This is a genomic window from Methylocystis sp. sgz306128, assembly GCF_056032725.1.
Map to the genome: position 1 here is coordinate 110,685 of NZ_JBVYWO010000007.1, position 24,105 is coordinate 134,789.

Genomic DNA, 24,105 nt, shown 5'->3' on the forward strand with positions numbered 1-24,105 from the left:
ATCTGGACCTGCGTGAAACAACCGTGAACCATTTTGCCGTGCTTTGGAAAGTGCCCGCTCTGGGAGATATGCGGCTCGGCATCTATGCGCATCTTCCAGATTCGTGCAAAACCTTGGGCGAGCCGGTCAAAGCTATCGACGGCACCGCTTTTGTCGAGCATTACAACACGCTGTGCGACAATGGCCTGACCGGCGGCGAGATCGCAATTGATGGGCTGAGCGCAACTTTGACCGATGTGCTGGTGCGGATCGAATTTCTTGACGGAAGGAAAGAGATCATGCGCCTGACCCCGGAGGCTCCCGCCTTCCGCGTAACTTCCGATCAGGACGTCCGCGAGGTTGCCCGGACTTACTTCCGCCTCGGCGTGGATCACATTCTCTCTGGCATCGACCATCTCTTATTTGTTCTGGCGCTGATCCTGCTCATCGACAATCGGTGGCAATTGATGAAAGCTGTTACAGCCTTCACGCTGGCGCATAGCATAACTCTGGCAGGCGCCTCGCTCGGCTATTTCAGCCTGCCGCAAAAGCCGGTGGAAGCAACAATTGCGCTGAGCATCGCCTTCGTCGCCCGCGAGATTCTGAAGAGCAAGCCCGGCGAAAGACGTTTGTCGCAGAACTACCCGTGGATTGTGGCTTTCAGTTTTGGTCTGTTGCATGGGTTCGGATTTGCGGGCGCGCTCAGGGAAGTCGGCCTGCCCCGTGCGGACGTGCCCCTTGCGCTCCTGACGTTCAATATCGGCGTTGAGGCCGGTCAGCTTCTGTTTATCGGTGCCGTTCTGACAGCCTACAGACTTCTGATCAGGCCGATGAACATGCAGATGGCTCTCGCGCGTGTCGGCGTAAGCTACATGATCGGACTGGTCGCAACCATATGGATTATTTCGCGGCTGGCGGATATGGCAGCCTGAGCCGCAGATTCGGAGAAGAGATGGTTTTTCAGGTCGCCAATCATCGTTTGCTTGCGTTTGAAGAGCGGCGCGGGATCGCTCGTGCGGCGAGTATTATTGCGTTTCAGATCAGAAACTAAACCCGGCGTTTTGATATGATGATCTCGTTGATCGCAGATATGTTCTTCAGAGCCTGGCACAACCTCGGTGACCGGCTGACCGGCCCCATGCAATTCCGGTTGCTGCTGCAACCCATCATGGCGGCCATCTTCGCGATCACGGCAGAATATCAAGACGCGCGCGCCGGAAAGCAGGTTCGCTTTTCGGAAATATTCGGCGGTTCTGCGCTATTTTGGGGATTGGCCCGTCGCCTGTGGACGAGCGTCAGGCGTTTGTTCATACTGGCGCTGGCGCTTGACGTCATTTACCAATTGTACGAACTGCATTTCGTCTACCCCGGCGAAGCGCTCGTTGTTGCAATTGTGCTTGCCTTGATTCCCTATCTCATCATCCGGGCATTCGCCAACGCCCTGTTCAGGCTATTCCATTAATGCAACTGCCGATCCGGGCCGCTTCATTTAGACGAACCGGTTGTGTTTTTATGAAAATCACAGCCTTGATTTCTGGTCCGCATTGAAGCAGCCGAACGATGAAAAGCGCTTCAGACTGGCGTGATCGTCAAACGCGGCGCCAGTCCGATTTTATCTAAGACATTCTGCAGGCAGCCGGCAGGCCGCGCCCTAGTGCGAACCGCCGCCCGACAGCGGTATTGCTATGGTGATGTATCCCACATCGCCAGCTATGCGATTTCTGACATCAAACTCGTGGAAATACCGGAATCCGGTGACAACAGGCGTCTGACCGACCTTGAACGTATAGTCGACTGCCGGACCAATGGCGACGACGCGCCCTTTGAAGGCTCCCAGCACCGCACCAGAACCGCTGTCGCCGGTGAGCTGCTGATAATAATATCCGTCCAATCCGAAGCTGAAGGTGTGAGAGAGGTGCAGCATCGAGGCCCCCTCAAAGTGGAATTCAGTGCCGGTTTTATAGTTGGTATCTGGATTCTCCGCATTGAACGTCAGGCCCGCTGCACCAGAAAGCTCGAACCCGGTTTTAGGATCGAGCCATGTCAGCGCGCCTGTTGTATCAAACGCCCAATGATGGAAGGCGGCATTATCTGGATGGCCTTTTTCCCACTGGCCAATAGGCACATTGAGAAGAGCATTCACAGAATAATGCAGATTGCCATTGTGCCAGCCAATCGTGGAACCGAGCACGGGATCGCCGGGCGCAAAATTATCTGTCTTGAGCGAGGCCAGTGGATGACTCCCAAGGAAAGCATCCGCGCTGATGCTTTTGTAGACAAGCGGCTCAGAAATGCTGAACGCCAGATTGCCGCCCAGAATACGGGCATCCGTCACCCACAGGGCAGTTGGAATCGAGATAAATGCCTTGGCGTCAATATTGCCCTTCAGCTGGCCGCCGCCGGTGGGAGCAACACTGGCCTGCCCGGAAAAACCATATTCAGACAAGGCGCCATACACACCGGGTCCGGGCAGAAAGCCGGACATTGTGGTCTTGGAACCGAGCAGATAAAAACCCGTAGCGTTCTCGGCGGCATGTGCAGCACCCAGCGTTGCCGTTCCAATTATCAGCGCGCTGCTGACCCCCAATGCAAACCTGACGCTCATTTTCAATCCCCTTTTCCCCCAAATGCCAGAACGAGACCGCCGGCACGGCTATGGCAAAGATTTTTTAAACCAACCCAAAAAACGAGTCTGAAGCGAATATTGTAACAATAAATTAGTAACTCAATAAGTGTCTCATGGAAAGACTCTAATGTTCGAATGTCATTAATGACAACTCTTTTTTGCAGAAACGGTCATCTGACCGGAAGCCTGTCGCTGAATGTCGTCGAACGTACAGTGAGTGGACGCATAGGCCAAGCAGGGTTCCGTCACCAGTCTCACTGCAGCGATATCCCGGTACCGAACTTTGTTCATGGCTGCCTGATCGATGCCGCTGGCGCCCCGCTCATCAGTCTTTGAGCGCATTGCCGTATGATGGAGACCTGCAGTCTGGTCACTGCCCAGACGTCTGAGAGGCGGCAAGCATCACGCCGGTCAGTTCGGCGAGGCGATCCATCAGCTTTTCCTGAAACACCGGGTCGCTTGCCTCCGCAGCCGGAACCTGTTGGTACTGATGGTGCCAATAGAAGCCGCTGACTTTGGCGCGAGGATCATCGCTTGCCGCGAGCCAGCTTTGCGTGCGCGCGCCTGTCCCCAGATCAACAGGCGCACTCGGCCCGCCCATGCGTGTGCGCACCCAGCCCGGATCGACCGCGTTGCAATAAGTGCCCGGCCAGCGCCGGGCAAGCGCGAATGCGAGAGCGACAACCTGCAGCTTGCTCTCCGCATAGGCCTTCCCGCCATCCCAGACCCGCCGCGTCCAATCGATGTCCTGAAGCGAGCCCTCACCACCGCGATGCAAGCCACTGCTCAAAAAGACAAGACGTCCCGGACGTTCGATAAGAGCCGTCAGAATGTAGGGAGCGAGCGTGTTCACAGCAAGCGTGATGGCGTGGGCTTCCGGCGTCGCGCCCCGCTCCCGCGCGATATAGATTCCCGCGTTATGGATGACCGCATCCATGCGGCCCAGCGCATTGACCTGGACTGCAATCCCTCGCGTTTCGCTGGCGCTTCGCAGATCGCCGATCACGAGCTCTGCTCCGGCGCCGACGAGGTCGCTGACCGCTGTTGCCCGGTCATTGGTTCGAGCGTGCAAAACCACCTTGTGGCCGCCGGCGAGGAGTTGCCGGGCTGCCTCGAGACCAAGGCCGTCGGTGCTGCCGGTAATGAATATGCGCGCCATTTCGCTCTCCTGTGCAGAAAGTCTGGATTTAGTCTCCTGCGCGACTACACGCTGTTTTAAAATGCCGCACGATGTCGGAAAGCTAAATCCGGCTGAACTGCAGCCATGCGGAAATATAAAACACCGCCGCGGCCTGTAAGTCTAGAAAATGGCATAAATTCAAGGCCATTATGCCAGCATTCGGGACCAGTATCAGAAACAGTGAAATTTCAAATTTGAAAAATCAAATTTATCAGCAGCTTAAATAGCCTATGGCGGAGACGAAGTCCTTCATACTATCTTGATTTTATCAATCTTTTCAGTGGTAAAATTTTTAATAATCCAATTCACCCCACCAAACACCCCACCAGATTGAAAATTTCGTGTCATTTTTATTTTGTCCGCTCAAGCTTTCCGATTTGCACCTCGGCCTGGCCGCGCGAGAAAGGGTGAGGCGAGATGGTGAGTAATGTCCCGAGTTGGAACAGTACTCCGTCCAGCCTGAAAGTCGCCGGGCGATCAAACGACATAATACATCAATGGCCAGGATTACGCTGTCCGCTTTTTCTGTCCACCATTTCACCTTAAGACAGCAAAGACCGCCTTCAAATTGTGTGGGGTTCTTTGGCGGACTTAGGGAATATGCGGATTGAAGTCTAATCGTTTGGGCGTTCCAGAGGGTGTCGTCGACGCACTAGGGGGTTGGTGAAACACTATCGAAGGAAGCTGCAGTATCTATATATCGTGGGCTGCCGTAACGTACAGCATACTACTGTGCGGATATGGTAAGATAATAAGATGCAGTGAGTGGCGTGTTTTAGAAAATGGCGAACGTCAAATATCGTCTTGTTTGAATTGGCGTTTCAGATCATCCTGTCGCTTGGGCAAAACGCATTTCAGCGAAAAATTTAGAATGGCGCATGTCTAGCGCTCTGCGCCCTGACGAATGAGGGGAGATTCCAATGCCTTATAATCTTGCTCAGTTTGCGTTATCGTTTCATCATTGCGATGCCGCCTATGTATTTAACGCTAAACTCGTTAATCCAAGATGCAACGTTCCCTTTTTAAACGTAAAGTTTGATCAATCAATGCCAGCAGTGGGTGGTGCGGGCCTTTATGCGTTGTTCTTTCGTGCTCAGGACGCTGACGAATGGCGCGGCATCTATGTTGGCATGTTTGGAGGTACTAGAATTAATCCATTTGGCGGAAATATTTTCAGCGCTCGCTGGTGGACTCATCTGGCTACATTAACCATGCGTGGGCATCGCGTCAGCGTGGCTCAGAAGACATTGCGCGCTATTCAAAGCGAAGCATTGAACTCTCTAAATGCTGAACTCGCTGTATTCGCTGACTTACTAACTGCAAAGGGTATTACGATAAAAAATGGCTGCGATGCCGGAATTAATCGGGTGAGGTTCGCCGCCGCTCACTGGGATATTTTTCGCGAAGCAGAGCCCAACCAATTGCTCGCCAAATTTCGCTTTGCTTACGTGCGCCTGCTTCCGACCAATCTTGGAAGCAACATAGAGATCGATCCCTTTGTTAAGGCGTTAGAAAAAGCTGAAACACGGGTACGCAATCAATTGCGCCCCAGCGGAAACGACAAGATCGATTGGAATCCCATCAATGTTCGGAAATGGGACGTTTATCAATTTTATAAATACGCGAGCGAAGCGATTTTTGATCATGTTTGTGGCGCAAGGCCGCAGCGCATCGCGCGTAGGTCCAAGCCTTCGAGATTGAGCCCTTACCATCATGTGTGGATGTTCTGATCATACGATGGAGCGTCGCCGACCTTCCGGCTTGTCGTATCTCCGGCCATCGAAGGCTAGGCGGAACGCCTCAGCATCGGCTTCATGTTTGAACATCTTGATTAGCCACCATTCATCATCCATGAAGGTCGAGCCTTGCATTGGCGCATGTTCTCTGTATTTGCAGAACGCCTCAACAGCGAAATATAGTTCGACCGTCCCCTTTGCCGGTTGGCGATAGGCGACATGAGAGGGATAGTCCCGGGCTTGCTGGGCGGCCGTATATTCACCCTTGCGCCGGGTCATGGTCGCCTCGCGGTTCGCTTGCCTTGGCCGCCGCCATGAAGAACTGATGGCGGATGAAGCCATGCGATAAGGCGCCGTCTACGCTTTGAATGAACGCCTCATGTTCGGTCAGCAGGGCCCGAAGGGCGGCGTCATAACTACCCTTGTATAGCTTCAAGAGGGCTTCAATTTTTGGGCGCATGGGGTCATCCCGTGTCAGCCCTTCAGCCGCATTGGCTTGCATCGCTTGTTCTCCATTGATGGAACAAAATAAGAACAAGAGTGATTGAGAGTCAAGCCCGATCCCGCATCCAGCGGCCTTGCTTTGCCGGCCGGGCGGTTTAAGCTCAGGTCATTTCAATATCCAGTTTCAGGCATCAATTATGAAATCTATCATTGTCGCGGAGCTGCTGGCGCTGATGCCGATATCTGCGCAGGCCTATTTAACCAAGTGCACATCGACGGGCGAGGATTACATCAACACCAATAGTCATAGGGTGCTCACGCCGCGCTGCCGCGACAAGCAACTGCCGGGTGCGCACTATGTGTGCCGGGAACGGTAGCCAGAGCTTTGCCGAGCACCGTCAGGGCGCGTGTTCTCATCATGGCGGGGTTGACCACGAGGAATAGGGCAAACCTCACACCCCATGATAATCATCAGTTCATAAAATCAGTCTTGAATAAGACATTTCATCCACCGGGGGCTCATCAATGAAATTTTGGCTTATTTTTCCCATTGCCTTGGGGCTTTCCGCTTGCGTGACCACCCAAGAGATGCCTCTGGCGCCGAACGTGGTGCGGCTGGATACCCAGGCGCGCGGCGCCTTGTTCGTTCGCGGCGCTCCGGGGCAAACCATGCGGCGTGCGGCTCAGATCACGATTGATCATGGTTATACTCATTTTCGGTTGGACGGCGTTGAAATGGGGCAAGGGTCCCAGTTTGTCGGCATGAACTCATATTCAACCGGGACCGCAAACTTCAACGCTTATGGCGGACCAACCTATGCCTCTGGATATGGCTCATATAGCGGCCATACGTTCAGCACGCCCATGTATGCACCAACCTCTCATGTTGGTGTGACCGTGATCATGTTTCACGCCAATGAGCCGGGCGCAAAAGGCGCATTTGATGCGGCTGAGGTGCTGAAGCAATATCCTGAATAGGCCGGTGCTAAATTAAGCGCGCCGCCATGCTCAAGTTTTGGCGGTGTTGACCACGGAGAATAAAGGGGCGACCTCTTTCAAAGAGCAAGGCCGGAACGGCATAGGTAGACGGGGGCGCAAATGAAAAGCTGGATTTTATCGGTTATGTTGCTTTTTTCGGCCTGCGCAATGGCTCAAGCCCGCGACACCTTCACCGTTACCCCAGATCAATATAGCCGAACGCTAGACCTCTTAATGGCAAAGGGGACGTTCAAGGCTCATCAGCATCAATGCGCTATGGAAACGGATGGCACCGGATTCCGGTGCATGGACGTTGTTGATGGCGTAGTCGTGATCTATTACGCCGAAAAGGAAGAGGAAAAGATCAATACGATCACCGTTGCCGCAAAGCCCGCCGAAATAGGAACCGGATCAAAGATTGCCGCTATGGCTCTGGCATCCCTTAACAAAACGTTTGACGATTATCACGGCGGTGACAGTGGCTTGGGAATAGCTTTTGCGGCTATAATCAATAAAATTCAACGCAAAATGGAGACCTTATTCATTTCCGGCAGTTTGGACGTGGAGAAAGTCAAGGACGCGATGTTAATGTATATGATGGACAACACCAAAACGTATGCGATGGTCAAGATCATACCCTTCAAGAACTGATGAATCCGGCCGTGCTTCGGTATGTTCCCCTTGAGGCCGGCAACATCACGGCCTTGACCGTCGCGGTCCGACGGGGCGCCACTGGTGTGTCCAGCGTCAGCGCCAATGGAACAATTTAGTCGCTTTTCCTAAGGGAGTATTTTTGGTCTCATCTGTTCCAAGAAGGACAGACGCTGAGAACGAAGGCGCCAGTGACAAAAGAACCTATTGCAAAGGCACCTGCCGAGCAAGCAATGCAGGATATCCGCAGCGCCACACGGAAGCACTATTCGGCCGAGGACAAATCAGGATCGTGCTTGAGGGCAAGGTCACACGTCAGGGCGCATTGCGCTGATGAGCATCGCCGGCATCGGAATGTGCCATTGTCCGTTATCGGCGAACCGCTGAACTTCGCCTAAGAGAGCATTTTGAATTGCGCACTGATTGGCCAGTGGTTGTGCCGCAAGCATGCCGGCTGCGCGCGCTGTGGCCTTCGCGAATACCTCCCAGAATTGCTCGGGAGTGCTGAGCCGCAAAACGCATTCAACGCGCCGAAACGCTATGCGCTCGAACCGGATGCTTTTCAGCACATCGCGGGCAAAATCCTCATTGGCAAACTGATGAAAATCCGGAGCCGGAGGCAAGACGACGTCCGGACTGCCGCATTGACGTATCGCGGCATATAAAATTCCCATGCAGGGCGAATCTTGAGGACCGAACCACGCGGTCATCGCCAAACGGCCGCCCGGACGCAACACGCGATAAGCTTCCCTGAGCGCCAACTCTTGTTCAGGCACATGCGGAATACCAACATTTGAGAGCACGATGTCGAAGTGCTGGCTGGCAAAAGGCATCCGCTGTGCATCCCCTTCAATAAAGCTGGCATCGGCGACATTAGCCCGCGCCAGTTCCAGCATGGCGGGAGAAAAATCAAGGCCCGTTACTTTGCAGCCGGAAGCGACCAAAGCCTCCGCCACAGAACCGTGACCGCAGCAAAGGTCTAATGCTTCGTCGCCCGCATGAACATCAACCGCAGCGAGCAGATCCGGTATTGCCTGTCGGGGAACGCCAGCGAAAAGCTGCACATAATCGGCAGCCCGAGTAATTTCCTTCCAGGCCGAACTTTCCGTATCCGCGAAGGCGCTGAAGTCGCTCATGCCGCCTCAAAGATAATTGCCCACCACGACAAAGGTCATTTTAATGACAGGCCATTCAACAAGCAAGCCTGACCTGAAAACCGCATGCCCTCCATTGGCGCTGACGCCGGACACACATCGAACAAAGCACATACCCGAATTATATTGGCGAGAATCAGAAGCGATTTCTGGATTTAAAAGGAGATAAGCTCATATTTACCAACCCAACGGCTACAACTGGTGGAACGGTCGTGGTCATTTGGAAGCATGCCAATTAGCTCCTGGATAAACCAGTAGTCGTTCTTTCGCTCGGAGGGAAGTCGGGCCTCAGGTCAACACCAATTACCAAGACTATCGAAACATATTGCTTGGCAATTTCAAAATCCGGTCTGCCGCAGAAACGTCCGGCTCGCCGAAAGATCGTCGAGGATACTGACTCTATTGCGGGGATCTCGCTCCTGTTCGATTGTGATATAGCCACCATAGCCGAGTTGGGTCAGAAGCGCGCGAACGGCCAGATAATCAATGCTGCCTGAGCCGATGGGGCACATGACACCTTTGGCACAGGCGTCAAAAAAACGGATATGCTCGCCCATCACTTCGCCGAAAACTTTTGGGTCAATATCCTTGAAATGGATATAATCAAGACGCGCCCAATAGCGGCGCAGGGTTTCGACAGGGTCCATTCCCGCATAGGCGATGTGACCCGTATCGAGGCACAAGCCGGCTACATCGGCCGGAATGTCAGCCACGATCCGTTCGATTTCATCGGCAAATTCAATATGCCCGCCGGCGTGTGGATGGATAACCGCACGCACACCATATTTATCGCGTGCAAGCTCGGCGATAGCGCGGATATTGGCGACCATACCCGCCCACGCAACATGATCAAGCCGCCTCGCGCGGTCGGAATGACCCGCGGCATAGTCACGCGCCTCATGCCCCCAGTCCATCACAGTCAAATAAGGTGCCGCAAACCGCTGGCCCGCATGAGTAACAGGCCGGGGCAATGCGGTGATCAGGGCGCAGATTTCATCGGTCTGGCGCAGCAAGTTTGCCCGGTTTTCCTGCGCGACGAGATCGTCGAAAATGGTGCCGGCGACTACGCGCAGTCCCCTTTTGCCGAGCGCCGCTGAAACACGTGCGGCGTCGAGCGGCATATAGCCGTAAGGCCCGAGTTCCAGGCCACCAAATCCAGCTGCCGCCGCTTCGTCAAGCACAGTTTCCCAATGGGGCAAATGCGGGTTCGCAACATCGTCGACCCCCCAGCAACAGGGCGCGCAACTCACGGTGATCGGCGTGTTCATCTTTGTCCTTCGAGCAGAAAACCGGGCGGCCCAGCCGCCCGATAAGGAATCCTCAGCGGCTGATCGTGGCCTTAAGCGCATCAATCGAGGACTGGATGCCGGCTTCGACCGACATAGTGAAATCCTCCATCTCCAGGCTGACCCAGTCGTTATAGCCCATCATGCGCACGACCGAGAAAAACTCCTTCCACCATTGCAGATCATGGCCCGCGCCGACGGCGACATAATTCCAAGCGCGATTGGCGACATCGGTGACCTCCCTGAGTTCAAGCAGGCCGTTCACATCGGCGAGACCGCGTTCGATACGCGTGTCCTTGCCGTGGCAATGGTGGATGGCGCTACCCAGCGCGCGGGCCGAGGCGATGGGATCAGCGCCCATCCACATCAGATGCGAGGGATCGAGATTCATGCCCACCTTCGGGCCGACTTCATTACGAAGTCGGAACAAAGTCTCGGGATTCCAGACGAGCATTGCCGAGAAGTTTTCGAGCGCATATTTTTCAACGCCGACTTCGTCCGCCAGCTTCACAAGCCCGTGCCACAGAGGAAAAGCGCGGTCTTCCCATTGATAGCGGTCGCGCTCGGGCATCTCGTTAGGCCAGCTCTTGGTGTAGACGAGCCAGTTCGGCACGCTATCGCCCGGGGCAGCTTCGGGTAGGCCGGACATGGTCACGATTTTCTTGACACCGATCTCGCCGGCAAGACGGATGGTCTGCTCCATTTCCGTCCGGTGGCGCTTGCCCATTTCGCCCGGATCGAGTGGATTAGCCGAGCAATTAAGCGCCGCGATCTCGAGCCCGCGCGCCGAGATCTCTTTGACCTTGGCCTTGAGGAGCCCTCTGTCGGCCAGCAGCTCATCAGCGCGGAAATGCGGCGCCGGGGACCAGCCGCCGCCCGTCATCTCGATGCCCTCAACGCCAAGCTCGACGCATTTGTCGAGCATATCGGTGAAGGAAAGGTTGCTCATGACATCGGTGCAGATAGAAAGTTTCATATCATCATATCCATAAAAAAGGGGCGCGACGACGCGCGCCCTAGGGGGAGGAACTATTTGAAATCGACCCAGACCGCGCCCGCATCGGCGGAGCGGACACAGTTTTCCAGCCAGCGGACACCCTCGGTGCCAGCCTCGATGCCGGGGTACCTATGTGTTCTAAGAAAGGCCTCGTCGCCGCGCATCCGGGCGTCGATGGCCTGAGCGATCCACAGGTAGATGTTGGACCAACTGTCGCCAAGGCCTTCGGTATGCAGCGCGCCCATTCGGTCCACCGCGAGGCTTTCCGTTTCGAGATAAGGCATACCATGATGCAGGGTACGGTTCGGCTCGCCCTGTACCTCGTAGATCAACTGATCGGGATGCGAATCCGACCATTCGACCGAGGCCTTTGAACCGACGAAGCGATAACGCTGGGAGCCCATGTTTCCCGCATCGACCGACGAGACCCAAAGGCGTCCGCGGGCCCCGTTGTCATAGTGCATGAGGACTGTGGCATGATCCTCAAGCGGCGCGCGCGTCGGAATGAAGGCCTTGCGGTCACACAGCAGCTTTTCAATCTTCATATGCGGCAGCACCACTTCCGAGAGATAGTAGAGATGCGTGCCGATATCGCCGAGAACAAAGGTCGAGCCAGCGGTTTTCGGATTGGTGCGCCACCTGACGGCTTCTCCGGCGCCGGCATCGTCGCCGGAATTGAAGCCGTGGGTATATTGCATATCGACGATGCGGATTTCGCCTAGCATTCCCTTGGCGACCATGGCCGCCATCTGGCGCACCAGCGGATGCCCGGTAAAACCGTAGGTCACACCAACGATCAGTCCCTTTTTCTGCGCCAGAATGGCAACTTCCTCGCACTCGGCCACTGTGAAGAACAACGGCTTTTCACAGATCACGTGCAAGCCTGCCTCCAGACATGCCTTGGTGATCTCGAAATGTGTGAAATTGGGTGTCGCGATCGAAACAACGTCGACGCCATCCGCACGGGCAGTCTCGCCAGCGATTAGCGCCTTGTAGTCTGCATAGCATCGGTCCTCGGCTACACCGAGGTTCACGCCGAAATCCTTGCCGCGGGCGGCATCGAGATCGAATGCGCCAGCTACCAGCCGATAGGTGCCATCCCGCAGCGCACCGGTGCGATGCTTGTAGCCGACCTGGCCGGTGCGGCCGCCGCCCACCATGCCCCAGCGCAAGGGCCGCGAAATCAGTCGTTCTCCATTAATCATGTGTCGTCCTTTCTTTTCCTTGCCGAGCCAAGCATATCGGCCCCTCATTCCATGCGGTTTGCCTCAGACCCGTTATTCATAAAGAGCGGGCTTGGGGCGCATTGTGATCTTCTCGAGCCCTCCGCTCTCGACAGCGCGCAGCGCCGCATCTGCAACCAGCGTCGCCGCATATCCGTCCCAGGTGCTGGGCCCCGTCGCAGTGCCGTTGCTGGCCGCAACTATCCACTCGCGGAACTCCTGATCGTAGGCTTCGATAAAGCGCTCGCGCCAATCTTCGGGCACCTTCTGGCGCACGCCCTGCGCATCCCGGATGACTGTTGCCGGGCGTTCCGGCAGGCTCGCGACACCTATCTCGCAGCTGACCTCGCCGCGGATATCGTAGCCATAGGCGATATTGACCGATATCTCGACATCGACCAGCGCGCCCGATGCCATATGTAGCAAAACCAGCGTCGGGTCGCGCAGGTCAACGCTGCGGGATGATCGTCTCGGAACGCGAACTTCAACGCCAGCCACTTCATCGCTCAACAGCCAGCGGGAGATATCGGCATCATGAACGAGCGTGTCGTTGAGCGGCATTTCCGAGGTGTAGAGTCCTTGCGGCACCGAGGCATTGCGATGCTTTGAGTAATACATCAGCGGTGCACCCAGAGAACCGCCGTCGATGACCGCTTTCAATCGGCGGTAATCCGCATCAAACCGGCGCATGAAGCCGACCTGCACAAGCCGCCGTCCGAATGCTGCTTCGGCATCCATGACACAAAGCGCTGCATTTTCGCTGGTCACCAATGGCTTTTCGCAAAAGACCGGCTTTCCGGCGGCAATGCAGGCGAGCAACTGCGCTTCGTGGGCGGGGCCCCAGGAGCAGATGACGATCGCCTCGACCTCGGCGCTTTCTATCAGCGCCTGCGGCGAGTCAAACACCTTCGCACCTTGCGGAGCCGCCGCAGCAGCACGGTCGCGATCGATATCGCTGACGGCGATGACCTCCGCGCCCGAAAGCACGTTTGTCAATCGACGAATATGATCCTGCCCGATCATCCCGGTACCTATCACGCCGATCTTGAGGGCCATTTTCCTGCTCCTTACTGGGGACAAAACCACCCTGTCGGAAAAACGCCCGTCAGGCGTCTTTCCGAGATTTCCGTTGAATTCCGCAGTTCAGTTCCTGACTGCGATCAGACCGGCTACTCTACTTTTTGAAATATTTGTCGACGTAATCCTGCATCTTCTGACGCATGAATCGACCACTTTCGTCAGCCTTGTCCTCCCAGGCGAAGACACAGGCCGTCATGATGCCGTCAAAGCCGATTTCGCCGAGCGTGCCGAAGAAATCATCCCACGGCACTTCGCCCTGACCGATGTTGAGATGCTGGTGAACCCGCGCCGCAGAGCCCGGTGGATTGATAATGTAACGAAGACCGGACGAAGCTTTGTGGTTGAACGTGTCGCCGACATGGACATGCGCCAGCACATCAGCGCATTCGCGCAGCATCGCTTTCGTATCGTCGCCAAAATAGAAAGTATGCGGCGCGCAATAGAGAAATTTCACATTCTTCGAATTGACCGTGCGGATGATATCGACCGCTGGTTGAAGGGTCTCGCACCAATCTTCCGGATGCGGCTCGACATGCAGATTGATGTTCTCGCGCTCGAACAGCGGAACTAGTTCCTCCATCGAGCGCCACCAAGCTTCCTCGCAGGTCTCAATCATCGAGCCGGTATGGCAGCAATAACACGAGCCCTTATCGGGATGCGGACCACGGCCGAATTCCGAATTCATCGTGTCGACCTCGAGTTCGACGGCAATCTGGATGGCGCGCTTCCAATGGCGAACGGCGGAACGACGCTCGCCCTCGTCATTCGAGGCCCAGCGATACATTGGCAGCAGAGAGGCAATGCCGACACCGCTCTCCCGCAGCGCCCGTTTGAACGATTTCACGCGTTCGGGGAATACGCGTGGCGCCTTGAACCATTCAAGAAAATCCCCCCGAGGAGAAAGTTCCATCCAGTCGTAGCCAAGCTCCTTGACCTTAAAGGGCAGTTCCTCAAGTGACAGATGGCGGTGCATGAAGGGATCAAGTGCTATTTTCATAGGGGTTTCCTCTCTATTCTGTTCAATATTAAGCTACAGGCGGCACCTGGCCTTCATGCGCGTCCATGTAGTTTTCAAGATTTGCCAACGCTTCACCGCCGGCCATGAGGTCGGTGATTTCTTCGCGGGTCTTTTCACCCTTGCGGAAATTCGCCGCAAGGGCACCGCGGATCAGAACCGCGAAATGGTCGCCCACGGCCATCGCATGGGTGACCTGATGCGTGATGAAGATCACAGCCACACCGCGTTTCTTGGCTTCAAGCACAATTCTGAGAACGTGCGATGCCTGCTTGACGCCCAAAGCCGCCGTTGGTTCGTCAAGGATCAGTACGCGCGCGCCAAAGTGGACGGCGCGGGCAATCGCCAGTGACTGACGCTCGCCACCTGAAAGTCCGCCAATCAGCCGGTCTCCATCGTCGATCCGGGTAATACCGAACTCCTGCACTGCTTTTACAGCCGTTTCATTAGCCTTTTTCCTGTCGTAGATCTTGAAAGGCCCCCAGCCCTTGGTGGGCTCGACGCCCACGAAAAAGGACCGGCCGATGGACATGAGCGGAAACGTGCCGCCAAACTGATGCACTGTGGAAATGCCCATCTCCTGCGCACTGCGCGGACCAGAAAATTGAACCGGTCGGCCATCCATGAGGATCTGGCCGGAGGTTGGCGCGTGGACGCCAGCCAATGTCTTGATGAGAGTTGATTTCCCCGCCCCGTTATCGCCGAGCAGACAGAGAACCTCGCCTGCGTTTACTGTTAGCGAAATGTCATGCAGAACGTCGATCGGCCCGAAGGACTTGTTGACGTGTCTCAGTTCCAGAACCGGCTCACTCATCCCATGGCCCTCACTTGCTTTTCCGGGGCGCATAAGTCAGCGCCATTTTGCGGAAGGTGTTATTCATCAGAACCGCGATCAGCAGCGTGACGCCGATGATGAGGTTCGACCAGTTGCGATCAAATTGTGTGAAATAAATGCCTTGGCTGACGACGGCGAAAGTCAGAGTACCGAAGAAAATGCCGAGGGCGGATCCAAACCCGCCGGTGAGCAACACGCCTCCCACGACAACGCTGACGATGGTGTTGAAGATGTAGCCCATTCCACCGGAGACCTGCGCCGAATTAAAAAGTATCGCCTGACACATACCGACGAAGGAAGCGCAGGTGGCGGACAGAACGAAGAGCGCAATTGTTAACCGCGTTGTGGGAATGCCTGCATTGCGCGCACTCTCCCTGTCGCCGCCCATGGCGAATATCCAGTTGCCGTAGCGCGTTTGGTGCAGGACAAGGCCGAAAACCGTCGCAAGGACCACCCACCATATAATGATCACCTGGTGGCTTCCGCCGATCAGGTGGCCGAATGCGAACTTCGCCCAGGCCGGCGGCATTAGTGACACACTGGCATTGCCAGTCAGCAGAACCGATGCACTCAGCACCACACCCTGCATGGCAACGAGCGTGCCCAGCGTGATGATCAGCGTCGGTACGGAAGTGCGCACCGCCAGAAGGCCGTTGACGAGACCGACGACGACGCCGATGGCAAGCGCCCCGGCCATGCCAACCCCGATAGGCAGCCCGTAATAGCCCGACAGGATCGCCGTGGCCATTGAACCCGCGGGGATCATGGCACCGATCGAAATATCAACTTCCCCGGCGATCATCAGCAAACCAACAGGCATCGCGACAATACCGAGATTTGCCGCAAAGTTCAGCCAGCTTGCCGCTGCCAGCAGGGTGCCAAGCCGGGCTCCGCCGAACACCACGAACAAAGCAACAATTGCGATCAGACTGAGCAGCGAGCCGGCGGCCGGTCGGCGCAAAAATCGTCCGAATAGGTCTGTCATAGCGCCGCCCTCACTTCCGCGTCCCCGGCGAATAGCGAAGCGCTATTTGCCGGAAGGTGTCGTTGGCCAGAACCGCGACGAGCAACAGCGCGCCGATAATGATGCTCCCAACATCCGGGTTGATGCCGGTAAAGAAAATACCCTGGTTCACCACGGCAAAGGTGATCGTGCCAAATACGATGCCCACGACGGAACCGCGCCCGCCGGTCAACAGCACTCCACCAATGACGACGCACATGATCGAATTGAAGATGAATGACTGACCTGCGGCGACTTGCGCGCTCTTGAAAGCAATCACCTGACTGATGCCGACGAAAGCCGCAGCAAAGCCCGACATCATGTAAAGCTGGATGGTCAATCTCTCCGTGGGAATGCCTGCATTGCGCGCGCTTTCACGGTCTCCGCCCAACGCCAGTATCCAGTTGCCGCGCGGCGAAATATGTAAAATGTAGAAAATCACGAGGACAAAGGCGACCCACCAAAGGATGCTTACCTGGAACATTCCGCCGATGGATTGACCCAAAAGCGAATTGGTCACGGGATCGGGGACGATAAAGACCCCTGTGCTACCCGCAATCAGGATCGTGAGGCCCAATGTCAGCCCCATGACGCCGAACATCGTACCGATCGTAATAATGAGCGAGGGGACAGTTGTGCGGGTCACCAGAAGACCGTTGACGTATCCAACCAGAAGCCCAACGCCCAGGCCACCAAGGATACCCAGAATGTCAGGAGCCCCGTAGCGTCCTGAAATGATTGCAACCGTTAATGAAGACGCTGGGACCACCGCGCCGACAGAGATGTCAAGCTGACCCGCAATCATGAGGAGACCGACAGGCAGCGCGATGATACCCACTTCAGAGGCCGTGTTCAGAAAACTTGAAAACCCGGTTGTCCCGCGAAACACGGCGCCGCCCAGCACGGCGAAGAAGATATAGACGACAATCATTCCAACGAATGATCCCATCTCCGGCCTACGAACCAGCCGACCGAGCGCTACGCCCCAATCCGGCGGCTTTTTGCTTATGTCCGACATGTCAGCCTCTTCAGCATGTTAGGTCGCGTTGCAAGCCCCCAGTCGGGGACCGGGCAGACCAAGGGCCGCACGAGGGATCGCGCGATCCTTGGTCCAGCAATGTTCTCAGCGGGTACCTTGCTTCGCGCCTGTCATGGTTGACTTGATGTTAGAGGCGTCGACAACGCCCGGACCGGTCAGGATTTCGCGGGTCGGAATGCTCAGGCCATAATTGACATAGCCATTCAGGATCGACACCGCATAAAAGCCCTGTTGGTAGCCCTGCTGGTCGATGGCGCAGGCCTGTTGGCCGCCGCTGATCTGCGACAGAATCGCTTGGTCGAAATTGACGCCGCAGATCTGAACCTTGCCGGTTTTGCCTGCCTGGGCGACCGCCTGAGCAGCGCCAACGGCGTCGAGATTGGCCGTCGTAAATACCGAGTCTATGTCCGGATGCTGGAGCAAATAGGCACGAACGGCCTGAGTGACGGCGGTCACATTGCCTTCAGCGGTGGCCGGCATCGGCAAGACCTCTGCCTTGCCGCCCGCAGCGGTGATGCCATCCTTGAAGCCCCGGCAATAGTCCTCGATATTGGCCGCACCTGGAAGGGAGTTGACGCACACCCCATTCTTGCTGCCATGCTTGCCGACGTAATCACCCCCGGCAACGCCGGCTTTGTAATCTACTGCGCCGACGTAATTCATCGCGCCAAGACGATTTGCGGCTTCGATGCCGCCGGCGTTGTAGACGATAAACGGAATACCCGCCGCCTTAACGGCCTGAAAAGCGGGATCCTCGGCTGCCGGCACCCAATCCGGGGCGACAATTGCATCGGCGTGCTGATCAATCGCTTGACGGATCAGTTCGGCTGCATCCGGGCCGAGGTTGTCGTAGTTCTGCGGGGCGAGCCAGGTCACGCTGCCGCCCTGCGCCTTAACAACAGCGCCAGCATCTTCGGCGCCACGTTTTACGATCGACCAGAAGGGATCGTCAGCCTTGCCGCCGACGACGAAAATCTTGGCGCCGGTCGCCATAGCGGATGTTGCACCGAACGCTACCGCGCTCGTCGTAATCATGGTGGCAATCAGTTTGCTGGCATTTATCATTCTTTTTTCCTCCCTATCTCATCCCATTGATGAGCTCCAAAATACGGGTTGATTAATACCTTTGTTTCATGCCAAATTAGAACAACAATTTCTGATATGATTTCATATTGTTTCATATCATGTCATTCAAAAATGAAACAAAAACGGGCTTCTAAATGAATCGGCCGACGATATCCGATCTTGCCATTGCCGCCGGCGTCAGCATTTCGACGGTCAATCGCCTCCTTCACGGGTCTGGTGCGGTGCGCCAGGATACGATCGACCACATCCTGAAAGCCGCGGAGGAGATCGGCTTTTATGGATTGGGCGCAATCAAGAACCGCCGGAAAGATGCGCTTCCCCATTTCAGGCTGGGGTTTTTGCTGCAGCAATCGCATCGGCAACTCTACCGGATGTTCGGCGCATCGATCGAGGAATCGGCCAACCGACGCAAGGATGTTGTTGTGACGCCGGACGTGCGCTTCGAGGACGACCTGTCTCCGGAGGCAATTGCGGGGAACCTTTTACAGCTCGGAGAGGAGAACGACGCTGTTGCGCTCGTTGCCGCAGATCACCCCCTCATCGGGCAAGCCATCGAGATGCTCCGGACTAAAAACGTGCCTGTGATTGCCTATATCACGGATCAGTCGGCGCCGGGCCGTATCGGCTATGTCGGCACCGACAATTGGAAACTGGGCCGCACGGCGGGCTGGTTCATTGCGCAGACAACCCAGGGCTTCGGCAAGATAGCAACCTTCATCGGCAATCATCGCTATCAGTGCCAGGACATTTCCGACGCCAGTTTCCGCTCCTATATCCGCGAACACGCACCACAAATCACCGTCGGTGACACGATCCCAACGCAGGAAGAGCCCGAAATCGCCTATCGCATCGTGCGCGATCTGGTCGCGGCGGAATCCGATCTTGTCGGCCTTTTCATCGCTGGCGGTGGCATCTCCGGTGTGCTTCGCGCAATGCGGGAATTACCGTCCGAGCGCCGCAAAAGGCTGCGCGTCGTATGCCGCGACATCGGCCCCGAAACTCGCAAAGGATTAACGGAAGGGCTGATCACCGCCGCTCTCTGCCACCCGCTCGAGCGAACATCCGGAGAGCTGATCGATGTAATGGTCGACGCCGTCACGGGACCCACGAGCAGTTCGGTAGTTCAGCGTATCGTTCCGTTTGAGATCGTCACACCAGAAAGCGTTTGAAAAGAGAATTGATCTACGCCCAATGGAGCGGATAGCGCTCAAATGGATAATTCCGGTTCAAAATGGCTTGATTTATTGGAGGCCCGTCAAGAGTCAAACCTGAGCTTTTACGAAATCGATGCTCTCGCGGAGGATTGCTTCCGGATTGGCCGCGTCATGAACCTCGGTAGAAAAGGGTTCGAAGCTAAACGGGCCTTCGTAACCTGCCGCCAACAGTGCCTTGATTTGAGCGATATTCTCCAGGCGGTCGGACGCGTTCACCAGGACGCGATGTGCGTCAAGCATGTCATTTACAGCCACCTCAGAATCGACAACACCCGAAATATGAACCAGACCGGTCCATCCAGGGTAGAAATCAGTCTCGCCAGCAAGGTGGTGGTGAAAGGTGTCATGCACCAGCTTGTAAACGCCCTCCCCGCCTGCATCCTTTATGGCTTGGATCGCCGTCTCCTTCTTGCGCATCGAGGAAACCGGGAAGCCCAGCGGCTCGACGAGGCCAATAAGATCGCGTGAGGCGAGTATCGGTTTCATTTGCTTGAGTGCCTCGACGAGTTCTTCGTAGGCGACTTTCGTACCGTCGTTGAGCGGGCACATGACCAGTGCTTTCGCCCCGCAAGCATTGGCATAGTCAGCCATGGCCGCCGCGCGGGCAGGAAGATCGCCCGACCACACGTTGAACGGATAAAGCGCATTGATCGTCAGGATCGCCACGCCGGCCTTTTTAGCTGCGGCTTTCACCGCTGCAGGTTCCATCGTACCCACCACGTTGGGAAGGTCATTACGGATTTCCACTTCGGTGATCCCTAGGTTTTTGGACATCTTGAAGAAGTCTTCGAGTGAAAGCTTCGCTGCAGATATATGGTTCATTGCAAAACGCATGGTAACACCTCAGTTGTATAGAGCCGGACGATCCGGCAGAATAATCGCGATAACTTCGCCAGCTTTTTCCTGTGCTTCGACGCAGGCATCCGCACTGATCGCGGCGACATAACCGTCCCACGAACTTGGACCCGAGGCAGTGCCTTTGGCAGCGGCCTCGATAAAATCCTGCAACTCAACATCGTAGCTGGCGATAAAACGGTCTTTCCAGTCGGTCAGGATGCTGTTCTTCAGCGTCGCTTCCTTGCGCATCACTACCGACATCGGCTCGGGCAGATACGCCACACCCTCTTCACCTACCACCTGACACTGGATGTCGTAGCCGTAGCGGCAGTTCACGAAGATCTCGACATCAATACGGATGCCTTTAGCTGTTTCCAGCAACACGATCTGAGGATCTTTCAGCTTCGCATGAGAATGCGACGTAGCGCGCGGAAAAATAACCTGCGCCGACACATAGGTATCGTCGAGCAGCCAGCGGAACACGTCGATCTCGTGGATCATCGTATCATGGATCGCCATTGGCGTGACGTATTGCTCGGGCACGGCGGGGTTGCGATGTGCGGCGTGGATCATCAGCGGCTGACCGATCTCGCTGTCGACTGCTTTCTTGAGCAGGCGGTAGCTTTCATCGTACCGACGCATGAACCCCACCTGCACCAGGCGCGTACCATGCGCGATCTCGGCTTCGACAATACGTTTGGCCCCTTCGGCCGTGGTTGCGAGCGGCTTTTCGCAAAAGCACGGTTTACCGGCAGCAATCGCCGCAAGCACGTATTGTTCATGCGTCGCGCCCCACGACGTCACCAGCACCGCATCGACATTCGAGGCGGCAATTAGCTCCTCGCCAGAGGCATAGACTATCGCTTCGGGAGCAATATCCGTTTTCACGGCTTCCGCGCTGGCCAGATTCAGGTCACTCAGTGCGACGATTTTGGTGCCTTGAAGCACTTGATTGATCCGCCGGGCATGTTCGCGCCCGATGGCGCCTGTGCCGATAATCCCAATTTTAAGAGCCATGGTGAGTCCTCATTTCCAATATTTGTCGACGTAATCCTGCATCTTCTGACGCATGAATCGACCACTTTCGTCAGCCTTGTCCTCCCAGGCGAAGACACAGGCCGTCATGATGCCGTCAAAGCCGATTTCGCCGAGCGTGCCGAAGAAATCATCCCACGGCACTTCGCCCTGACCGATGTTGAGATGCTGGTGAACCCGCGCCGCAGAGCCCGGTGGATTGATAATGTAACGAAGACCGGACGAAGCTTTGTGGTTGAACGTGTCGCCGACATGGACATGCGCCAGCACATCAGCGCATTCGCGCAGCATCGCTTTCGTATCGTCGCCAAAATAGAAAGTATGCGGCGCGCAATAGAGAAATTTCACATTCTTCGAATTGACCGTGCGGATGATATCGACCGCTGGTTGAAGGGTCTCGCACCAATCTTCCGGATGCGGCTCGACATGCAGATTGATGTTCTCGCGCTCGAACAGCGGAACTAGTTCCTCCATCGAGCGCCACCAAGCTTCCTCGCAGGTCTCAATCATCGAGCCGGTATGGCAGCAATAACACGAGCCCTTATCGGGATGCGGACCACGGCCGAATTCCGAATTCATCGTGTCGACCTCGAGTTCGACGGCAATCTGGATGGCGCGCTTCCAATGGCGAACGGCGGAACGACGCTCGCCCTCGTCATTCGAGGCCCAGCGATACATTGGCAGCAGAGAGGCAATGCCGACACCGCTCTCCCGCAGCGCCCGTTTGAACGATTTCACGCGTTCGGGGAATACGCGTGGCGCCTTGAACCATTCAAGAAAATCCCCCCGAGGAGAAAGTTCCATCCAGTCGTAGCCAAGCTCCTTGACCTTAAAGGGCAGTTCCTCAAGTGACAGATGGCGGTGCATGAAGGGATCAAGTGCTATTTTCATAGGGGTTTCCTCAATTTTAACGTTGTGCAATGCTCTCTTCTCGATCGGCGAATATTGGCCTTCGCCCACGCCAATCCTCCAAAGAGAACAGGTGATTTGCGCCCTTCGCAGCGCGCAACGCTTGATTCACTTTTTTAGGTTGTCGCTCGGATATGCCGGGCGATCGCTATTCGGATCAAGCTGCGTCGGCGTATTGTGCCTGTGTCTTAGCGCGGGTCATAAAGGCGTCACCCTCCTGCTCGCTAGTATCTTCCTTCTTCAGGTTCTAGCTTCGTCGAGCGACCGACGAGCAGTCTGTTCACCAAAGATGCTAATCTTTATGCCGTAGACTGGGCCGCCAATCGCTTCGTGGATGTTCTTGGTGCCTTGCATCTCAACACCGTTCCTGCCCTTGAGCGATCGCCCGCGCCGTTGCCCAACACGGGGAGGAAGTTGTCATCAAACAGCACCTTCGAGACGCCAATTTTCTCAGCCGATATCGCAATCACCGTTAACGCAACGATTGCCTTTGAGATCGGCAATCTTTTCATTGGTAGCTCCTCCTCCGAAAGCCCGATTCTGCCTGGACATTTTCGATAGGGGAAGCGCTCATCAGGCGCAGACCGCTAGAATGCTGCTCCTGGTCAGTCAGCCACGCTACCCTAAGCCCTGCACTCCGACTGCACGACTTCTCAAGCGTTATCTGAAAACATACATCGGTCAACAAATTAGCCGACCCGAAAACATCATCCATGAAAGAAAAAGATCGCAATCAATGATGTTTTACATCAATTAAAGAGATTCTGGCGTCCACACCTCAAACGGCAGGAATAGCTGTCCCCGAGTGCTCGACATGCCGTGTTCAACTGTATGCACCATCGCCGCGATAAGTTCGTCGCAGAGCCGGCTCAGGGGCGTGGCGATCACGATCGAGACAATCTGATTTTGCAGACCCTGGCGCGTCACATCCGTCAGTTCATTGACGAACAGGACCACTTCGCCAGGTTTGCGCGCCTCGCCCAAGGCCGAGACCGCACCCTCCATTCCGCCACCAGCACAATATAACCCCACGAGATCAGGGTTCCGTTCGAGTAGGTCATGCGTCGCCTCGTAGGTATAAGCCCGCGTCTCGAGATTGATCTGCGGATTAAGCAGCTCGAAATCAGGACCGTAATCACGAAAGGAACTACGCATGCCCGTCTCGCGCAATTCCTGACCATGAAAACGATGCGCTCCGATGAAGATCGCGATTTTTCCGGGGCGCATTGCGATCCGTGACATCAACCATCCAACTGACCGACCAACTTTCAAATTATTGAGTCCAATATAGGTTTCCCGTACGCCTTGCGCGAAATCCGACAAGAGAGAGAATGTCGGGATACCGCGAACGCGCAGGTCGGAAACGGCCGCGGTCACGGCAGGATGGTCAACTCCGGTGCAGGCCACTGCATCCACCCTGCCTGCCATTGAGGACAGAATATCCGCCAATTCTCCTGGCATGGTGGTCTCGGCGAAGCGTATGGTAGCGCGCAGTCGGTGATCGGTATCGGCGAGGATTCTGTTCTCGATCTGAGCAGCAAAGTTCCGGTAGAATTCGTGCCGTTCCTTTTGCAGAACGATCCCAAAATGCATTTCAGGCATATCAGCAAGAATGCGGTTGCGGATCGCGTTGACTCCATGGTAGCCGATGCGCCGGGCTGCTTCCTGAACCTTGAGTGCAGTCTCTTCGCGCACTTTCATGCGACCATTCAGTACTCGATCAACCGTCGCGACGCTGACACCCGCCTCTCGGGCAAGATCGACGATTGTGGCTCGACCCATGATAGGATCTCCCGCT

At 55.8% G+C, this 24,105-nt stretch carries 26 protein-coding genes; 7 read left to right on the forward strand and 19 right to left on the reverse strand.

Going from position 1 to position 24,105, the window contains the following annotated elements:
- Nucleotides 1-23: 23 nt before the first annotated feature.
- Nucleotides 24-911, forward strand: coding sequence for a HupE/UreJ family protein (locus AC0N03_RS12380; protein ID WP_474289107.1), 888 nt, complete (start codon nucleotides 24-26; stop codon nucleotides 909-911).
- Nucleotides 912-1,045: 134 nt separating this feature from the next.
- Nucleotides 1,046-1,441: a hypothetical protein gene (locus tag AC0N03_RS12385; protein ID WP_474289108.1), complete on the forward strand. Its 396-nt coding sequence runs from the start codon at nucleotides 1,046-1,048 to the stop codon at nucleotides 1,439-1,441.
- A gap of 189 nt (nucleotides 1,442-1,630) precedes the next feature.
- Here the strand turns inward: AC0N03_RS12385 and AC0N03_RS12390 are convergent, their stop codons facing one another.
- Nucleotides 1,631-2,584 (reverse strand): SphA family protein, encoded by a 954-nt coding sequence (locus tag AC0N03_RS12390; protein ID WP_474289146.1) that lies wholly within the window; start codon nucleotides 2,582-2,584, stop codon nucleotides 1,631-1,633.
- 391 nt (nucleotides 2,585-2,975) lie between these two features.
- Nucleotides 2,976-3,764 (reverse strand): SDR family NAD(P)-dependent oxidoreductase, encoded by a 789-nt coding sequence (locus AC0N03_RS12395; protein ID WP_474289109.1) that lies wholly within the window; start codon nucleotides 3,762-3,764, stop codon nucleotides 2,976-2,978.
- Nucleotides 3,765-4,705: 941 nt separating this feature from the next.
- Between AC0N03_RS12395 and AC0N03_RS12400 the strand changes: the two genes are divergently transcribed.
- Nucleotides 4,706-5,515 carry a hypothetical protein gene (locus AC0N03_RS12400; protein ID WP_474289110.1) on the forward strand — a complete coding sequence of 270 codons (810 nt, stop codon included), beginning with the start codon at nucleotides 4,706-4,708 and terminating at the stop codon, nucleotides 5,513-5,515.
- On the opposite strand, the gene AC0N03_RS12405 is transcribed toward AC0N03_RS12400, so the two are convergent.
- Both AC0N03_RS12405 and AC0N03_RS12410 read right to left on the reverse strand, forming a co-directional pair.
- Entirely contained in the window at nucleotides 5,516-5,800 is a 285-nt protein-coding gene (locus AC0N03_RS12405; protein WP_474289111.1) for a hypothetical protein, read from the reverse strand.
- Complete coding sequence (locus AC0N03_RS12410; RefSeq protein ID WP_474289112.1) at nucleotides 5,781-6,023, reverse strand: hypothetical protein; 243 nt, start codon at nucleotides 6,021-6,023, stop codon at nucleotides 5,781-5,783. Before AC0N03_RS12410 ends, AC0N03_RS12405 begins: the two co-directional genes overlap by 20 nt.
- 139 nt (nucleotides 6,024-6,162) lie before the next feature.
- Between AC0N03_RS12410 and AC0N03_RS12415 the strand changes: the two genes are divergently transcribed.
- The 3 genes from AC0N03_RS12415 (at nucleotide 6,163) to AC0N03_RS12425 (ending at nucleotide 7,594) form a co-directional block, all read left to right on the forward strand.
- A complete protein-coding gene (locus AC0N03_RS12415) occupies nucleotides 6,163-6,342 on the forward strand; it encodes a hypothetical protein (protein WP_474289113.1) in 180 nt (59 codons plus the stop codon).
- A 148-nt stretch (nucleotides 6,343-6,490) separates the two neighbouring features.
- Nucleotides 6,491-6,943: a hypothetical protein gene (locus AC0N03_RS12420; RefSeq protein ID WP_474289114.1), complete on the forward strand. Its 453-nt coding sequence runs from the start codon at nucleotides 6,491-6,493 to the stop codon at nucleotides 6,941-6,943.
- 120 nt (nucleotides 6,944-7,063) lie between these two features.
- Entirely contained in the window at nucleotides 7,064-7,594 is a 531-nt protein-coding gene (locus AC0N03_RS12425; RefSeq protein WP_474289115.1) for a hypothetical protein, read from the forward strand.
- Between the two features lie 308 nt (nucleotides 7,595-7,902).
- Here the strand turns inward: AC0N03_RS12425 and AC0N03_RS12430 are convergent, their stop codons facing one another.
- From AC0N03_RS12430 to AC0N03_RS12475, 10 genes are all read right to left on the reverse strand, one after another.
- Nucleotides 7,903-8,730, reverse strand: a complete 828-nt coding sequence (locus tag AC0N03_RS12430) for a class I SAM-dependent methyltransferase (protein ID WP_474289116.1) — start codon at nucleotides 8,728-8,730, stop codon at nucleotides 7,903-7,905.
- A gap of 356 nt (nucleotides 8,731-9,086) precedes the next feature.
- Nucleotides 9,087-10,016: a TIM barrel protein gene (locus tag AC0N03_RS12435; RefSeq protein ID WP_474289117.1), complete on the reverse strand. Its 930-nt coding sequence runs from the start codon at nucleotides 10,014-10,016 to the stop codon at nucleotides 9,087-9,089.
- A 52-nt stretch (nucleotides 10,017-10,068) separates the two neighbouring features.
- Complete coding sequence (locus AC0N03_RS12440; RefSeq protein ID WP_474289118.1) at nucleotides 10,069-11,010, reverse strand: sugar phosphate isomerase/epimerase family protein; 942 nt, start codon at nucleotides 11,008-11,010, stop codon at nucleotides 10,069-10,071.
- Between the two features lie 53 nt (nucleotides 11,011-11,063).
- Nucleotides 11,064-12,236 carry a Gfo/Idh/MocA family protein gene (locus tag AC0N03_RS12445; protein ID WP_474289119.1) on the reverse strand — a complete coding sequence of 391 codons (1,173 nt, stop codon included), beginning with the start codon at nucleotides 12,234-12,236 and terminating at the stop codon, nucleotides 11,064-11,066.
- A gap of 72 nt (nucleotides 12,237-12,308) precedes the next feature.
- Entirely contained in the window at nucleotides 12,309-13,310 is a 1,002-nt protein-coding gene (locus AC0N03_RS12450) for a Gfo/Idh/MocA family oxidoreductase (protein WP_474289120.1), read from the reverse strand.
- A gap of 118 nt (nucleotides 13,311-13,428) precedes the next feature.
- Nucleotides 13,429-14,331 carry a sugar phosphate isomerase/epimerase family protein gene (locus tag AC0N03_RS12455; protein ID WP_474289121.1) on the reverse strand — a complete coding sequence of 301 codons (903 nt, stop codon included), beginning with the start codon at nucleotides 14,329-14,331 and terminating at the stop codon, nucleotides 13,429-13,431.
- Between the two features lie 28 nt (nucleotides 14,332-14,359).
- Complete coding sequence (locus tag AC0N03_RS12460; protein ID WP_474289122.1) at nucleotides 14,360-15,163, reverse strand: ATP-binding cassette domain-containing protein; 804 nt, start codon at nucleotides 15,161-15,163, stop codon at nucleotides 14,360-14,362.
- Between the two features lie 10 nt (nucleotides 15,164-15,173).
- On the reverse strand, nucleotides 15,174-16,169 hold the full coding sequence (locus AC0N03_RS12465) for an ABC transporter permease (RefSeq protein ID WP_474289123.1): 996 nt from the start codon (nucleotides 16,167-16,169) through the stop codon (nucleotides 15,174-15,176).
- Nucleotides 16,170-16,179: 10 nt separating this feature from the next.
- Nucleotides 16,180-17,205: an ABC transporter permease gene (locus AC0N03_RS12470; RefSeq protein ID WP_474289124.1), complete on the reverse strand. Its 1,026-nt coding sequence runs from the start codon at nucleotides 17,203-17,205 to the stop codon at nucleotides 16,180-16,182.
- 105 nt (nucleotides 17,206-17,310) lie between these two features.
- The gene (locus AC0N03_RS12475) at nucleotides 17,311-18,291 is read right to left on the reverse strand and encodes a substrate-binding domain-containing protein (RefSeq protein ID WP_474289125.1); all 981 of its coding nucleotides are present in this window, start codon (nucleotides 18,289-18,291) and stop codon (nucleotides 17,311-17,313) included.
- A gap of 155 nt (nucleotides 18,292-18,446) precedes the next feature.
- Here AC0N03_RS12475 and AC0N03_RS12480 point away from each other — a divergent pair, with 155 nt between their 5' ends.
- Nucleotides 18,447-19,481, forward strand: coding sequence for a LacI family DNA-binding transcriptional regulator (locus tag AC0N03_RS12480; protein WP_474289126.1), 1,035 nt, complete (start codon nucleotides 18,447-18,449; stop codon nucleotides 19,479-19,481).
- A gap of 93 nt (nucleotides 19,482-19,574) precedes the next feature.
- Here the strand turns inward: AC0N03_RS12480 and AC0N03_RS12485 are convergent, their stop codons facing one another.
- The 5 genes from AC0N03_RS12485 to AC0N03_RS12505 form a co-directional block, all read right to left on the reverse strand.
- Nucleotides 19,575-20,360, reverse strand: a complete 786-nt coding sequence (locus AC0N03_RS12485) for a TIM barrel protein (protein ID WP_474289127.1) — start codon at nucleotides 20,358-20,360, stop codon at nucleotides 19,575-19,577.
- 9 nt (nucleotides 20,361-20,369) lie between these two features.
- Entirely contained in the window at nucleotides 20,370-21,380 is a 1,011-nt protein-coding gene (locus AC0N03_RS12490) for a Gfo/Idh/MocA family protein (protein ID WP_474289128.1), read from the reverse strand.
- Between the two features lie 9 nt (nucleotides 21,381-21,389).
- The gene (locus tag AC0N03_RS12495) at nucleotides 21,390-22,289 is read right to left on the reverse strand and encodes a sugar phosphate isomerase/epimerase family protein (protein WP_474289129.1); all 900 of its coding nucleotides are present in this window, start codon (nucleotides 22,287-22,289) and stop codon (nucleotides 21,390-21,392) included.
- A 317-nt stretch (nucleotides 22,290-22,606) separates the two neighbouring features.
- On the reverse strand, nucleotides 22,607-22,819 hold the full coding sequence (locus AC0N03_RS12500; protein WP_474289130.1) for a hypothetical protein: 213 nt from the start codon (nucleotides 22,817-22,819) through the stop codon (nucleotides 22,607-22,609).
- Nucleotides 22,820-23,060: 241 nt separating this feature from the next.
- Complete coding sequence (locus tag AC0N03_RS12505) at nucleotides 23,061-24,089, reverse strand: LacI family DNA-binding transcriptional regulator (RefSeq protein ID WP_474289131.1); 1,029 nt, start codon at nucleotides 24,087-24,089, stop codon at nucleotides 23,061-23,063.
- Nucleotides 24,090-24,105: the final 16 nt, after the last annotated feature.

Coding starts and splice junctions, on each gene's coding strand:
- AC0N03_RS12385 (WP_474289108.1), top strand. CDS start 1,046: ATGATGATCTCGTTGATCGCAGATATGTTCTTCAGAGCCTGGCACAAC.
- AC0N03_RS12390 (WP_474289146.1), bottom strand. CDS start 2,584: ATGAGCGTCAGGTTTGCATTGGGGGTCAGCAGCGCGCTGATAATTGGA.
- AC0N03_RS12395 (WP_474289109.1), bottom strand. CDS start 3,764: ATGGCGCGCATATTCATTACCGGCAGCACCGACGGCCTTGGTCTCGAG.
- AC0N03_RS12400 (WP_474289110.1), top strand. CDS start 4,706: ATGCCTTATAATCTTGCTCAGTTTGCGTTATCGTTTCATCATTGCGAT.
- AC0N03_RS12405 (WP_474289111.1), bottom strand. CDS start 5,800: ATGACCCGGCGCAAGGGTGAATATACGGCCGCCCAGCAAGCCCGGGAC.
- AC0N03_RS12410 (WP_474289112.1), bottom strand. CDS start 6,023: ATGCAAGCCAATGCGGCTGAAGGGCTGACACGGGATGACCCCATGCGC.
- AC0N03_RS12415 (WP_474289113.1), top strand. CDS start 6,163: ATGAAATCTATCATTGTCGCGGAGCTGCTGGCGCTGATGCCGATATCT.
- AC0N03_RS12420 (WP_474289114.1), top strand. CDS start 6,491: ATGAAATTTTGGCTTATTTTTCCCATTGCCTTGGGGCTTTCCGCTTGC.
- AC0N03_RS12425 (WP_474289115.1), top strand. CDS start 7,064: ATGAAAAGCTGGATTTTATCGGTTATGTTGCTTTTTTCGGCCTGCGCA.
- AC0N03_RS12430 (WP_474289116.1), bottom strand. CDS start 8,730: ATGAGCGACTTCAGCGCCTTCGCGGATACGGAAAGTTCGGCCTGGAAG.
- AC0N03_RS12435 (WP_474289117.1), bottom strand. CDS start 10,016: ATGAACACGCCGATCACCGTGAGTTGCGCGCCCTGTTGCTGGGGGGTC.
- AC0N03_RS12440 (WP_474289118.1), bottom strand. CDS start 11,010: ATGAAACTTTCTATCTGCACCGATGTCATGAGCAACCTTTCCTTCACC.
- AC0N03_RS12445 (WP_474289119.1), bottom strand. CDS start 12,236: ATGATTAATGGAGAACGACTGATTTCGCGGCCCTTGCGCTGGGGCATG.
- AC0N03_RS12450 (WP_474289120.1), bottom strand. CDS start 13,310: ATGGCCCTCAAGATCGGCGTGATAGGTACCGGGATGATCGGGCAGGAT.
- AC0N03_RS12455 (WP_474289121.1), bottom strand. CDS start 14,331: ATGAAAATAGCACTTGATCCCTTCATGCACCGCCATCTGTCACTTGAG.
- AC0N03_RS12460 (WP_474289122.1), bottom strand. CDS start 15,163: ATGAGTGAGCCGGTTCTGGAACTGAGACACGTCAACAAGTCCTTCGGG.
- AC0N03_RS12465 (WP_474289123.1), bottom strand. CDS start 16,169: ATGACAGACCTATTCGGACGATTTTTGCGCCGACCGGCCGCCGGCTCG.
- AC0N03_RS12470 (WP_474289124.1), bottom strand. CDS start 17,205: ATGTCGGACATAAGCAAAAAGCCGCCGGATTGGGGCGTAGCGCTCGGT.
- AC0N03_RS12475 (WP_474289125.1), bottom strand. CDS start 18,291: ATGATAAATGCCAGCAAACTGATTGCCACCATGATTACGACGAGCGCG.
- AC0N03_RS12480 (WP_474289126.1), top strand. CDS start 18,447: ATGAATCGGCCGACGATATCCGATCTTGCCATTGCCGCCGGCGTCAGC.
- AC0N03_RS12485 (WP_474289127.1), bottom strand. CDS start 20,360: ATGCGTTTTGCAATGAACCATATATCTGCAGCGAAGCTTTCACTCGAA.
- AC0N03_RS12490 (WP_474289128.1), bottom strand. CDS start 21,380: ATGGCTCTTAAAATTGGGATTATCGGCACAGGCGCCATCGGGCGCGAA.
- AC0N03_RS12495 (WP_474289129.1), bottom strand. CDS start 22,289: ATGAAAATAGCACTTGATCCCTTCATGCACCGCCATCTGTCACTTGAG.
- AC0N03_RS12500 (WP_474289130.1), bottom strand. CDS start 22,819: ATGAAAAGATTGCCGATCTCAAAGGCAATCGTTGCGTTAACGGTGATT.
- AC0N03_RS12505 (WP_474289131.1), bottom strand. CDS start 24,089: ATGGGTCGAGCCACAATCGTCGATCTTGCCCGAGAGGCGGGTGTCAGC.